Consider the following 12,415-nt stretch of genomic DNA (forward strand, 5'->3'; position numbering starts at 1 on the left):
ACACAGTTGGCTTCAATCCTCGATCTGTGTTCCTTGATGAAAACGCATCTGCCAATGGCCTCCGCGCTCTTGTGACGATTGCAACCAGAGCGAAGAACGCTCGGCACGGCGAACTATGCTGCCATCCACATCACGTTGAAAACTTTTATACCTCAACAATACGGCACCATCGGCAATCTTCACCAGTTTGAACTCTTCGGCAAAAATCTGTGGCTGGCCGCTTTCCAACTTTAGCGCCGCAATGGTTTGCTGCCTGTCATAGTGCAGCCCGGAACAGCCGATCTCTTCAAAATCGTCATGCAGCAATTCCTCGACAAGATTAGCATCGTTACGCGTTGCCGACTGATGGAGTTGAACCTCTAGTGAGTGGATTACTGGCAAAAGCTGTGCAATATCGTGCAAAACGCCCTCCTTTTTTGATCGCGCTACGTGAAATCTGAGAACTAATGGCTGTCATTACCCAACAGATTTCACCAGAGGAAGCCTTTCTGCTGCGCCGAATTGACTAGCAACTCGACGCAGATTTGGTTACTAAAGGATTACGCGTTGAGCAATTTTTCAGCCGTCTCTTTCACGCTGGCCAGCAGGATTTTTACGTCCTCCAGACAAACCGTTGGGTTCAGCAGCGTTAGCTTCAGACATGTTACCCCATCTGCTTCTGTTACCCCAACGTTGGCGCTACCTGATGCCAACAGAACATCGCCGATACGCTGGTTTAACAGCGCGATAAACGCACGATCGTCGCTTTTCGGGCAGAAACGGAACAGTACGCTTGCCAACTGTGGCTGCATAACCAGTTCCAGATGCGGTTGTGCAGAGACATACTCAGCCACTTTCTGTGACAACGTAACGCCATTATCAATGATTTCGGCGTACTGCTTTTTACCCAACGCTTCAAGGCCCATCCACAGTTTCAGGGCATCAAAACGACGTGTGGTTTGCAGTGATTTTGACACCAGGTTCGGTACGCCCTGTTCTTCGTCAAAATCAGAGTTCAGGTACGCCGCCTGATAACGCATCAGCTCGTAATGGCGTGCGTCTTTCAGCAGGAATGCACCACAGCTGATAGTCTGGAAGAACTGCTTGTGGAAATCCAGTGTCACGGAATCTGCGGATTCCAAGCCGTTCAGGTAGTGGCGATACTTCTCAGAAAGCAGCAGCGCTCCGCCCCATGCGGCATCAACGTGAACCCAGATATTTTCCTGCGCGGCCAGCGCGGTGATTTCCTCTAACGGATCAATCGCACCCGCATCGGTCGTACCGGCGGTGGCCACAATCGCCAGCACCTGCTCACCGTTGGTTTTCGCCTGCGCCAGTTTGGTTTTCAGGTCAGCGATATCCATACGCGAGAACGCATCGGTTTTCACCTGAGTGACTGACTGGTAGCCCAGCCCCATCAACGCCATGTTTTTTTGCACGGAGAAGTGTGCGCTTTCGGAGCAGAACACTTTGATTTTGCTCAGATCGCCCGTTAAACCCTGCTGCTGAACGGAGTGCCCCTGACGCGCGAAGAAAGCATCACGCGCCAGCATCAGCCCCATAAGGTTACTCTGGGTACCGCCACTGCTGAACACGCCGGCATCACCGGCGCTGTATCCTATCTGCTCACGCAGCCACTCGATGAGTTTGATCTCAATGATGGTGGCTGACGGGCTTTGATCCCAGGAGTCCATGCTCTGGTTAGTGGCATTGATCAGCACCTCTGCTGCCTGGCTAATCACCAGGCTCGGGCAGTGCAAATGCGCCACACATTGTGCGTGATGTACAGAGAGGCTGTCCTTGAGGAAATACTCAACTGCACGCTCAATGGCGGCCTGGTTACCCAGGCCCTGAGAGGTAAAGTTCAACTGAATGCGCTCGCGCAGCTGGTCGACGGTTTTCCCCTGATACATTTCTGGCTGCTTTAACCATTCGATAACGGCTTTGCTGCTTTGCTCAATGGCATCCTGGTAGGCGGCGATACTTTGCGCCGAACCGGACAGAATTGGGTTGTTATCAGACACGATAGTTAACTCCGATTAAACCGGCTCCATGCCAGTGGCCAGCAAGGCGTTTTCAAATTTATCGAGGAAAATTTCCAGCTCAGCGTCGGTGATCAGCAGTGATGGCAACAGGCGCAGTACGCAACCATGACGGCCGCCTCGCTCCAGAATCAGACCGGATTCGAAGCATTTTTTCTGCAGCAATGCCGAAAGCTCGCCATCCGCCGGATAGCATCCCATGTGATCCTGTGCTTCGTTAGGCTTCACGATTTCAATGCCGATCATCAGGCCCAGGCCGCGTACATGGCCGATAGCCGGGTAACGTTTTTGCAGTTCGGCCAGTTTGCCTTTCAGCCACTCGCCCTGGGCGGCAACTTTATCCGCAATGGCGTTGTCTTTAAGGTGCTTAAGCGTGGTCAGACCGGTGGCCATTGCCAACTGGTTACCGCGGAATGTTCCGGTATGGTGGCCTGGCGCCCATGCGTCAAACTGTTTTTTGATGCCCAGTACGGCCAACGGCAGACCGCCACCGACAGCTTTAGACATAACGATGATGTCTGGCTCGATACCTGCGTGTTCAAACGCGAACAGCTTACCGGTGCGTGCGAAACCAGCCTGGACTTCGTCGATGATCAGCAGAATGCCATGGTCCTGCGTAACTTTACGGATGCGCTGCAGCCACTCGGCTGGAGCCGGGTTCACACCGCCCTCGCCTTGAACCGCTTCGAGGATCACCGCCGCTGGTTTGCGTACGCCGCTTTCCACGTCATTGATCAAGTTATCGAAGTAGTACGTCAGCGCTTTAACACCTGCTTCGCCACCGATGCCCAGCGGGCAGCGATACTGATTCGGATAAGGCATAAACTGCACTTCCGGCATCATGTTGCTGACGGCTTCTTTTGGTGACAGGTTACCTGTTACGGAGAGCGCACCGTGCGTCATACCGTGGTAGCCGCCGGAGAAACTGATGATGCTTGAACGGCCGGTTACTTTTTTAGCCAGTTTGAGCGCGGCTTCAACCGCATCAGCGCCAGACGGACCGGTGAATTGCAGGCAATACTCTTTGCCCTGGCCCGGTAATAAAGAGAGTAAATAGGAGGAAAATTCGTCTTTCAGAGGTGTGGTAAGGTCCAGCGTATGTAACGGTAAGCCGCTGCTGATGACACTTTGAATGCTTTGAAGCACGTCAGGATGATTATGACCCAGCGCCAGAGTCCCGGCGCCTGCAAGACAATCAAGATATTGATTATTTTCAACATCAGTAATCCAAACGCCCTGCGCTTTGGCAATTGCCAATGGCAGTTTCCGTGGATAGCTTCTGACGTTAGACTCAAACTCGGCCTGTCTCGCTAAAAAGGTATCATTGCTTTGTGGTAATGAACTAGCACTTAAAGTATCAATACGGACTTTATCCGTCATCATATCACTCCTACAACCTCGGGTATTATTAACGCCGGGTTGAATAAAAGGTTAAGGGGATTGCCTGTAAAAACGCGGCCAATATATAGCATTTTAATGGTGTACTCAATCATTTGTTTCAACATGCAATTAACCCTTTAAAGTCAAATCATAACAATAAGTTACCTTTCGCTGCGCATTAATTTTTGTTACCAATATCGCACAAAGCGTTACGAATGCCCGGATTAGATACAACGTCATGAAAACCATCGTTTTGCTATGGTTTTATTCTTTTGTTACACGATTTTACCGTTAAGAATGTTAGGTGTTGGCCTGTAAGGCATTCTTTTTTACTGATTTATTGCGAAATAAAATAAAAATGTCGATCCATTAAGATAAATCACTTACTATGGCGCGCTTATTTTACTCTCCGTAAATAAAGAATTAATGCGCATCACACCGGTAACGCGTAAGAGGCAATACACGTTATCGACAACAGGAGGCTTTCCTGGGTTGTCATCAGAAATGTTCGCGGGCGGACATTTCGTAAGGCGAAGCGTGCTTCCCTTATGCCGAGAATGAAAATTTTCTTGCCATTTTTTATGGCGCCCTGATATGAGATTGTTATGACACGCATTTATCCACAATTCGTCGTTGCCAAGTTTGGCGGTACCAGCGTTGCTGACTTTGACGCGATGAATCGCAGTGCCGGCATTGTTCTTGCTGATGACCACGTCCGCCTGGTCGTTTTGTCTGCCTCCGCAGGGGTCACAAATCTATTGGTCGAACTTTCTGAAGGGCTGGGAAGTCGTGATCGTATGGATAAAATTGATACCCTTCGCACTATCCAGTACAACATTATTTCCCGCCTGAAAGCGCCGCTGGTCATCAGCAAAGAAATCGATCAGCTCCTTGAAAATATTGCCCGCCTTGCCGAGACGGCATTGACAATGCCTTCCACGGCGCTGAGTGATGAACTGGTCAGCCATGGCGAGTTGATGTCGAGCCTGTTATTTGCTGAAGTGCTTCGTGAACGTGAAGCGCAAGCAGAATGGTTTGATGCCCGTAAAGTCATTCGAACCAACAACCTCTACGGTTGCGCCGAACCCAATATCAACCTGGTCGAGGATCAGGCAGAAGCCCATCTGCGGCCGCGTATTGAGCAGGCGATTGTTATCACCCAGGGTTTTATCGGCAGTGATGACGCCGGGCATACCACCACGCTGGGCCGGGGCGGCAGCGACTACACCGCCTCCCTGCTTGGGGAAGCATTGCAGGCCGCACGTGTCGATATCTGGACTGATGTGGCCGGGATCTACACCACCGATCCGCGCATTGTGGCGCAGGCCCGGCGTATTGACCATATCTCCTTTTCCGAAGCCAGCGACATGGCTGCTTTTGGTGCGAAAGTGCTCCACCCGGCGACCCTGTTACCCGCGATGCGGAAAAATATCCCGGTCTTTGTAGGTTCCAGCAAAAATACCGCTGCCGGTGGAACGCTGGTTCGCCGCGAGACGGAGGATCCGCCACTTTATCGTGCGATTGCCATTCGCCGTAAACAGACGTTGTTGAGATTGCACGACCTGCATACGCAACCTGCATACAGATTCTTTGCCGAAATGTTCGCGATTCTGGCAGAACATCGGGTTGATGTGGACCTGGTTACCACCTCCGAGAGCTGTATAGCGCTAGCCCTGAATTCCACGGGATCCACTTCGGGAGAAGATCACACCCTGACCACCGCGTTGCTTACAGCACTCTCTTCTCATTGCCGAGTTGAGATTGAAACCGGGCTGGCCTTGGTCACGCTGATTGGCAATCAACTCCATCGTGGCGCGGGCGTTTGCCGGGATACATTTGTGGATCTGGATGAGTATGCCGTGCGCATGATTTTCCATGGCGCATCAAATGATAATCTTTGCTTCATGCTACCAAGCGAAGTCGCTGACAGCGCGGTTGTAGCGCTACACCGTAGGTTATTTGAGTAAGTTAAATGGGGCGTTTACGCGCCCCTGAAACGCCTGCCTATTTGGGCTCCTATGACGCCATAAATATCCGTACAAAGCGCTCAACCGGCCATTCCTTGATGTCGGATACCTGCCCATCCCCGATCTCTATAAGCCGGAGCTGACCTGCATCATTTTCAATCATATCGATGGAGAAAAATGGAGCATCGACGAGCTGCGCGATTTCAATAACCACCTCTGGAATAATTCCGTCAGCAGAGAAAACCTTGCCATTCAATGAAAAATATCTGCGCTCACTCTCGGGGACAAAATTTTCAAAACGTCTAAGGCTGACTCCCCCTTCAATCTTCCCTCGGAAGTGCTCAATGGATTTCAACACTTCGCGGATCTCATCGGCATTTGCGGCAACAGAGCCTCTGGAAGTTGTCAGTGATTTAACATAATCCTTAACGAAGTAACACGGCCACTTAAGCCGATCGGTCAGCATATCGAAATCAGCATCTGCACTGACCAATACGGTTTCCGGCGTATACTTTTGGCAAATTTCGTACCAGCCGGTGATGTAATGACACCGAATATAATCATCAAATGATTCAAGCATTTGCCCGCCACTCAGCGAAACGGCTCTATGGAGTTGTTGATACTCTTCCGGGCTCAGCATCCATCCACGCCATATCACGGGGACATCTGGCTCAAAGCGGTGAGAGAACTTGTACTTTCCCATCGAGGCGTGTTCAGAGGACAGCAGCACACAGGTTAATCCATTCTGTCTGGCACAGTTAAACTCCTGCTCAAAGGTTTCATCGGCCTTGGCAGGGTTAAAGTAATCACTGGGATAAATCAGCTGCATTTAAATTCACCCTATTTCCATTTATTTTACGGCACCGTAATGGCTTATCCACTGCCAGTCAATCTGTTGTCGGAACCTTAATGCCTACTCTGCCATCAACTTCACATTCTGGATGACAAACACAGCTACCCTGCCATCCAATCGTCCCAGACAGGCGTCGATGAGATTTTTTCCACAATAAAATCAATAAAGCTTCTCACCTTGGGATCTTGATAATGCCCTGGATGGTACAGTGCGAAAAGATGGTACTCATGCTCTTTAGCTTCGTGATCCAGCAAAATGGGGATCAACTCGCCATCAGCGATATGGTCACCCAGCATGTAGGTCGGCAGATTGACGATCCCCTGATGATGGAGCGCAGCCTGTAGCAGCCCCAAGGTACTGTTCACCTCGACGATGTTATTGATTTTTAACGAATGCCCATCGCCGCCAATAAAGTGCCAGTTATCAGAAACGTTTGGATTGATCAGGCAGTCGTGATCCTCCAGGTCTGCCAGGGTTTTCGGCAGGCCACGGCGTTCAAAGTAGCGCCGGCTGGCGCAATAAACCCAGTTGATCTTACAGATTTTGCGCAAAGCAAAATTACTCGGCGGGTGTGCGGTAATACGCAGCGCAATATCGATATTCTCTTCGTTAAGGTTGACGCTTTGGTCATTTAAATCGACAGACAATCTGACGTCGGGGTTGATTTCTCTATAGTCACTGTACAAACGCATCAGATGGGTAACGCCGAAGGCAATTGAACAGGTAATTTTGAGCTGGCCCTGTGGGTGGCTGCGGAAACTGGAGGTATTAACCAAGGAGTCATCCAGATCCGCCAGCAGGTGCTGCGCCCGGAACAGCAGATATTTGCCTGGCTCGGTCAAAATCAGGTTACGCGTGGTCCTTTTCAGCAAAACGATGCCAAGATACTCTTCCAGTTGGGAAATGCTGCGGCTCACCGATGACGGCGTGAGGTTCAACTTCAGCGCTGCGGCAGAAAAACTGTTACATTCAACGACCTTGATAAAGATTTCCAACTGCCGGAAGATGGCGTAGTTGTCGATTTTTGCCTTGAATGAAACGGAACCCCTGGTTGACGACATCATCTGCCGGTACCCCTTTGTGAATTTATACGGCCGCATGGATCTGATATCAGGCTAGCAAAAAAACGCTAAGTCAGTAAAATTCCTATACATTATAATTGACTATACTCACTAGATAGCGACGCTACCAACCCTTTCAGTCAGTTTTCATAAAAAGCACATAAAATAGGACAGCCATCAACTTTTGCGTTTCACGCACAAGTATTTTCATTTAATAACACCGCTAGCTGCTTTAAGTTTTACTTACCAGTACGTACTATGTTTCTATGTCAGATCAGATTACCTCTGACAAACGCGATGTTTTACATAACTTCTCATTTCGTGAGAACACGGCTGTGATCATCTTGCGACAGGAAGACAATGATGAATAGCATAATAAATACAGATATCAAGTCTAAAGACGCGTATAAAAGCATTCCGTTTACCCGATATGACTTCGGCTGGGTTATTCTCTGCATAGGTATGGCCATCGGTTCCGGCATTGTTTTCATGCCGGTTCAAGTGGGCATTAAAGGCATTTGGGTATTTATCACTTCGGTTATCATTTCTTATCCGGCGATTTATTTGTTGCAAAGTCTTTACCTTAAAACATTATCAGAAAGTGAAGATTGCCAAGACTATACTAACGTCATTACGCAATACCTCGGGAAAAACTGGGGATTTTGGCTAGGTATTGCCTATTTCCTGATGTTACTACACGGCATGTTTTCTTATTCCCTGGCCGTTACTTTTGACAGCGCCTCCTATATTCAGACCTTTGGGCTGACGGAAGGCTTGCTGTCAGACTCCATCTGGTATGGGTTGGTGGTGCTGGTTGCCTTGGTCAGCATTGCCGCTCAAGGGGAACGGTTGTTGTTCAAGGTCTCCGGCCCGATGGTGTGCGTTAAATTTGGGATTATCGTTGTATTAGGGGTCGTGATGGTTCCACATTGGAACTTGAATAATATTACTGCCTTCCCTGAACTGCTGCCATTTATGCGCGACGTGTTTTTGACGTTACCCTTTACCCTTTTCTCCATTCTGTTTGTTCAGATACTTAGCCCGATGAACATTGCTTATCGTAAAGTTGAATCGGATAAACGTATTGCCACCTATCGAGCTATCCGCGCCAACCGTGTTGCTTATATTATCCTGGCGGTTGCGGTATTGTTCTTTGCCTTCTCGTTCACTTTTGCTATCAGCCATGAGCAGGCCGTTTCCGCTTTTGAGCAAAATATCTCTGCGTTAGCTATTGCAGCCCAGGTTATTCCCGGATCTGTTGTGAGAGTAATGAGCGCCCTGCTGAATATTTTTGCCATCTTAACGGCGTTTCTCGGGATTTATTTAGGGTTCCAGGAGGCGATCAAAGGGATTGTGACTAATATTATCTGCCGTTTTATTCCGGAAGAAAAAATCAATCAAAAAGTGCTTCACATTGCCATCAGCGTTGGCGTTGTGCTGGGGTTATGGGCGTGGATTTCAACCCGCTTCTCTATCCTGTTCTTTATGCAACTGGGGAGCCCTTTGTTCGGGTTGGTATCATGCTTGATCCCTTGCTATCTGGTGTATAAAGTCGAAGCACTTCATAAGTTTAAGGGGCCCGCCGTTTGGTTTATCACTTTCTTCGGTATTTTGCTTTGCCTGTCCCCCTTCTTTAAATTTTTCGAATAAACGATGAGGTTAGCAATGAGTAAATCACCAAGCTCGGATTTCAGCATCGGCACCCGGATTACACAGATCGGCCGAGATCCCGCCAAACAGGCCGGATTTGTCAACGCAGCGGTTTATCGGGGTTCAACGGTTATTTTTCCTACCGTCAGCGATATTGAGCATAACCGAGCCGAGTTTAACTACGGGACGATGGGCACACCCACGATCGCTAATCTAGAAAATGCGTGGAGCGAACTGGCTGGAGCGGCAGGGACAGTGCTCTCCCCCTCCGGGCTGGGCGCAATTGCGCTGGCATTGCTCACCACGTTGAAAGCAGGCGATCACCTGTTAATGCCTGACAGCGTGTACAAACCTACTCGCCTGTTTTGTGCTGGGATGTTGGGCAAAATGGGGATCGAAACCACCTACTATGATCCATTGATTGGCGCAGACATCGGCACCTTGTTCCGCCCTAACACTACCACCCTGTTTTTAGAATCTCCTGGCTCTCAAAGCTTTGAAATCCAGGATATTCCAACCATGGCGGCGCTGGCAAAACAGCAAGGGATCGCCACCATTATTGATAATACCTGGGCAACGCCGGTATTTTTCCGCGCCCATGAACATGGTTGTGATATTTCCGTAGAGGCGGGTACCAAGTATTTGGGCGGGCATTCCGATTTACTGATGGGCGTTGTTTCAGCCAATGATGCCTGGTGGCCTAAATTACGCGAAACCTATGATCTGATGGCGATGTTGCCGGGCGCAGAAGACTGTTTTCTCGCCCTACGGGGTTTGAGGACCATGTACTTACGCTTGAAGGAGGCCGAAAAGCGCGGGCTGGAGATGGCTCATTGGCTAAAATCCCGCCCGGAGGTATTGAAAGTGCTCCACCCGGCCTTCCCTGATTGCCCAGGGCATGAATTCTGGAAACGCGACTTTACAGGTTCTTCGGGCCTGTTCTCTATCATTTTGCAGCCGGAATATACCAAGGCTGGTGTTGATAACATGTTGGATAACATGTCGATTTTTGCCATGGGTTACTCGTGGGGAGGTTTTGAAAGCCTGGTGATCCCGTTTAACTGTGCCGAATACCGCACCGTGACGCAGTGGCAACCCGGCGGCCGGGCGCTGCGCTTGCAGATTGGGCTGGAGGATATGGATGAACTGAAAGCCGATCTGGAGCAAGGCTTTGAAAGATTGAAGCAATTTAGTTGAGACGTGATTTTTGCCAAGGTGACCGCATAGTCGGTCACCTTCCCTTTCCTAGTTATTTCGCGCTTTGCCGCCGAAAGCGTACAAGCCAAGCCGCCAGCAAAATGGCCGTTATCGCGATGCCTGCGGCAACGAAACCGATGTTTTCCAATCCCCATTGAGGGATCACCAGACCACCGATAATGGCGCCAAGGCCCGTACCGGCATTGGCAGCAGAGACGTTCAACGTTCCGGCTAGCGCCTGAGCGTGTGAGGCGGACTTCATCACCCGAACCTGACAGATTGGAAACAGCGCTGTATAGGCGATACCCCAAAGCGCAAGTGCCAACCATAACAGAATGAGCGAGTCTGCCGCTGGTACGCTGGCCATCATGCCTATGCCCAGCAATAACGAGAATATGGCGGTAGCGCCCAGTGGGTTGCGGTCTACAAAGCGCCCGCCCAGCCAGTTACCGACCAGGCCGATAGCACCGAAGGCCATGAGCCACCAACCGACTTGCGCCGGAGCCACACCGGCGATGCGCTCCAGCATGTCGGCTAGATAAGTGTAAGCCGTAAACATTGCGGTGAACACAACGACCGATAACACAACGTTACCGACAAAATACGGGTCTTTGAGGATGCGAGTCTGTTCTGCCAGCCTAAGCCGTTCGGGGCGTGCCAGGGTCGGCATGAAGATCGCCAGGGCCAATGTCATAACCAGCGACAGCCCGGCCAGTATCCAGAAGGTGCCGCGCCAGCCGATAAGGTCCGACGCTAGCGTTCCCAGTGGAATACCAAACAGTAAGGCGGCTGAGATCCCCAGATACACCTGCGATACTGCGCGACCGGCACGATGCGGCCCGGCAATCTGTCCGGCCGTCTCGCTGGCCGTCCCCCAGAACACGGGCAGCACCAGCGCGGGAATGAACCTGGCAATCGCAAGCACCCAAACGTTCGGAGCGATTGCGGCCAGAGCGTTTGAGAGGCTAAAGATCATCAGAATACAGATAAACAGGCGCTTACGTTCAATGTGTGACAACAGCGCAGTCAGCACAGGGCCGAACAGCATCACCGTGAAAGCGAACAAGGTAACGAATTGGCCAGCAGCGGAAATTGAAATATCCAAGTCGCGTGCCAATGCTGGCAATAGTCCGACGATCAGGTATTCGGTCGTGACGATGACGAAAGCCGCCACCGCAAGAATGACGATGGAAAGACGGCTACGGCTCGCCGAAATGGCGGTGCCCGGTACGGTAATCGAAGACATCAAAAAGGCTCCTGCATGGGGATTTGCTGTTGCCCTTAGTATATTTAAGAAATATATTCTCATTATTGATATATTTTACCGACATTATTGAATTTAATTCCTTAGTAAGTGAGGGCAGCATGATCCCATCGGAGCGGCTTAAGGGCATCGAAACCTTCGTGGCGACGGCCGATGCAGGCAGTTTCACGGCAGCGGCAGAGCAATTGCACCTGACCAGCTCTGCCGTCAGCAAAAGTGTGGCGCGCCTTGAAGATCGGCTCGGGACCCGGCTTTTCGAACGCACCACCCGCCGTTTGGCTCTGACGGATGCAGGGGCAGCGTTCTACCGCACTTGCGTACGAGTGCTGGCCGATTTGGAAGAAGCTGAAGCCGTGCTCGCCGCACAGCACAGCGAACCGATGGGTCGTCTGCGGCTAGATGCTCCGGCGACATTTGGCCGCCTTCGGGTTTGGCCGCTGCTGCTCCAGTTCTCACAGCAGCACCCGCACTTACGCCCGCATGTCTCTTTGACCGATCGCTTCGTTGATTTGCTTGAAGAAGCCATTGACGTGGCGGTGCGTATCGGTGGCCCGGATCATTGGCCTACCTCAGTTGGCCATCGCTACCTGGGCTGTGAACGCCTCATTTTCTGCGCCTCTCCCGATTACCTGGCCCGCAACGGGACACCGACATCGCCCGCCGAACTGTCTCGCCATGATGCCGTGCTCTATGGTAAGGCCGATGGAACCACGAGCCCGTGGCTGATCGCGCATGATGCTGGAATGATTGAGCGGCGCACAATGGAGGGCCGCATTATTGTCGGAAATGGCGAAGCTCAGGTTGCCGCCGTTAAGGCTGGGTGCGGTATCGCACAGTTGGCAACATGGCTGGTCTGCGATGAAATTGCACGTGGTGAATTGGTGCAAATCCTACCGGAACTGACGACTGACGGTCTGCCGCTCAATCTGGTGTGGCCTATTGGGCGGCAACTGCAGCCAAAAGTGGATGCCATGCTGGAGCTGCTTGCTGCCGAATTGCGGATCGACTAGCAATGCCAAGCC

The 12,415-nt window shown here is 51.0% G+C and carries 10 protein-coding genes; 4 read left to right on the forward strand and 6 right to left on the reverse strand.

Going from position 1 to position 12,415, the window contains the following annotated elements; genetic code table 11:
- Window positions 1–12: 12 nt before the first annotated feature.
- The 3 genes from KGP21_RS14405 to KGP21_RS14415 form a co-directional block, all read right to left on the reverse strand.
- Complete coding sequence (locus KGP21_RS14405; protein WP_223538480.1) at window positions 13–402, reverse strand: DUF4440 domain-containing protein; 390 nt, start codon at window positions 400–402, stop codon at window positions 13–15.
- Between the two features lie 137 nt (window positions 403–539).
- Window positions 540–2,003 carry an aspartate aminotransferase family protein gene (locus tag KGP21_RS14410; protein WP_223538481.1) on the reverse strand — a complete coding sequence of 488 codons (1,464 nt, stop codon included), beginning with the start codon at window positions 2,001–2,003 and terminating at the stop codon, window positions 540–542.
- Between the two features lie 15 nt (window positions 2,004–2,018).
- Window positions 2,019–3,404, reverse strand: a complete 1,386-nt coding sequence (locus KGP21_RS14415; RefSeq protein ID WP_179251567.1) for a diaminobutyrate--2-oxoglutarate transaminase — start codon at window positions 3,402–3,404, stop codon at window positions 2,019–2,021.
- A 602-nt stretch (window positions 3,405–4,006) separates the two neighbouring features.
- Here KGP21_RS14415 and lysC point away from each other — a divergent pair.
- A complete protein-coding gene (gene lysC, locus KGP21_RS14420; protein ID WP_223538482.1) occupies window positions 4,007–5,368 on the forward strand; it encodes a lysine-sensitive aspartokinase 3 in 1,362 nt (453 codons plus the stop codon).
- A gap of 49 nt (window positions 5,369–5,417) precedes the next feature.
- Here lysC and KGP21_RS14425 read toward each other — a convergent pair whose 3' ends face one another.
- Together KGP21_RS14425 and KGP21_RS14430 are read right to left on the reverse strand one after the other, a co-directional pair.
- Window positions 5,418–6,197: an ATP-grasp domain-containing protein gene (locus KGP21_RS14425; RefSeq protein ID WP_223538483.1), complete on the reverse strand. Its 780-nt coding sequence runs from the start codon at window positions 6,195–6,197 to the stop codon at window positions 5,418–5,420.
- A gap of 125 nt (window positions 6,198–6,322) precedes the next feature.
- A complete protein-coding gene (locus KGP21_RS14430) occupies window positions 6,323–7,282 on the reverse strand; it encodes a LysR family transcriptional regulator (RefSeq protein ID WP_037376048.1) in 960 nt (319 codons plus the stop codon).
- Between the two features lie 363 nt (window positions 7,283–7,645).
- Here KGP21_RS14430 and KGP21_RS14435 point away from each other — a divergent pair, with 363 nt between their 5' ends.
- Together KGP21_RS14435 and metC are read left to right on the forward strand one after the other, a co-directional pair.
- The gene (locus KGP21_RS14435) at window positions 7,646–8,932 is read left to right on the forward strand and encodes an amino acid permease (RefSeq protein ID WP_037375894.1); all 1,287 of its coding nucleotides are present in this window, start codon (window positions 7,646–7,648) and stop codon (window positions 8,930–8,932) included.
- 15 nt (window positions 8,933–8,947) lie between these two features.
- Window positions 8,948–10,129, forward strand: a complete 1,182-nt coding sequence (gene metC / locus KGP21_RS14440; RefSeq protein ID WP_059200804.1) for a cystathionine beta-lyase — start codon at window positions 8,948–8,950, stop codon at window positions 10,127–10,129.
- A 52-nt stretch (window positions 10,130–10,181) separates the two neighbouring features.
- On the opposite strand, the gene KGP21_RS14445 is transcribed toward metC, so the two are convergent.
- Window positions 10,182–11,375 (reverse strand): MFS transporter, encoded by a 1,194-nt coding sequence (locus tag KGP21_RS14445; protein ID WP_223538484.1) that lies wholly within the window; start codon window positions 11,373–11,375, stop codon window positions 10,182–10,184.
- Between the two features lie 119 nt (window positions 11,376–11,494).
- Here KGP21_RS14445 and KGP21_RS14450 point away from each other — a divergent pair, with 119 nt between their 5' ends.
- Window positions 11,495–12,403 (forward strand): LysR family transcriptional regulator, encoded by a 909-nt coding sequence (locus KGP21_RS14450; protein ID WP_218519366.1) that lies wholly within the window; start codon window positions 11,495–11,497, stop codon window positions 12,401–12,403.
- The last annotated feature ends 12 nt before the right edge of the window (window positions 12,404–12,415 follow it).

It is taken from the genome of Serratia sp. JSRIV004 (assembly GCF_019968705.1).
Classification (GTDB): Bacteria; Pseudomonadota; Gammaproteobacteria; order Enterobacterales; family Enterobacteriaceae; genus Chania; species Chania fonticola_B.

Bases quoted from the DNA above. Each gene is read 5' to 3' on its own strand.
- lysC (WP_223538482.1), top strand. From the start codon at position 4,007: ATGACACGCATTTATCCACAATTCGTCGTTGCCAAGTTTGGCGGTACC.
- KGP21_RS14445 (WP_223538484.1), bottom strand. From the start codon at position 11,375: ATGTCTTCGATTACCGTACCGGGCACCGCCATTTCGGCGAGCCGTAGC.
- KGP21_RS14430 (WP_037376048.1), bottom strand. From the start codon at position 7,282: ATGTCGTCAACCAGGGGTTCCGTTTCATTCAAGGCAAAAATCGACAAC.
- metC (WP_059200804.1), top strand. From the start codon at position 8,948: ATGAGTAAATCACCAAGCTCGGATTTCAGCATCGGCACCCGGATTACA.
- KGP21_RS14450 (WP_218519366.1), top strand. From the start codon at position 11,495: ATGATCCCATCGGAGCGGCTTAAGGGCATCGAAACCTTCGTGGCGACG.
- KGP21_RS14415 (WP_179251567.1), bottom strand. From the start codon at position 3,404: ATGATGACGGATAAAGTCCGTATTGATACTTTAAGTGCTAGTTCATTA.
- KGP21_RS14425 (WP_223538483.1), bottom strand. From the start codon at position 6,197: ATGCAGCTGATTTATCCCAGTGATTACTTTAACCCTGCCAAGGCCGAT.
- KGP21_RS14435 (WP_037375894.1), top strand. From the start codon at position 7,646: ATGAATAGCATAATAAATACAGATATCAAGTCTAAAGACGCGTATAAA.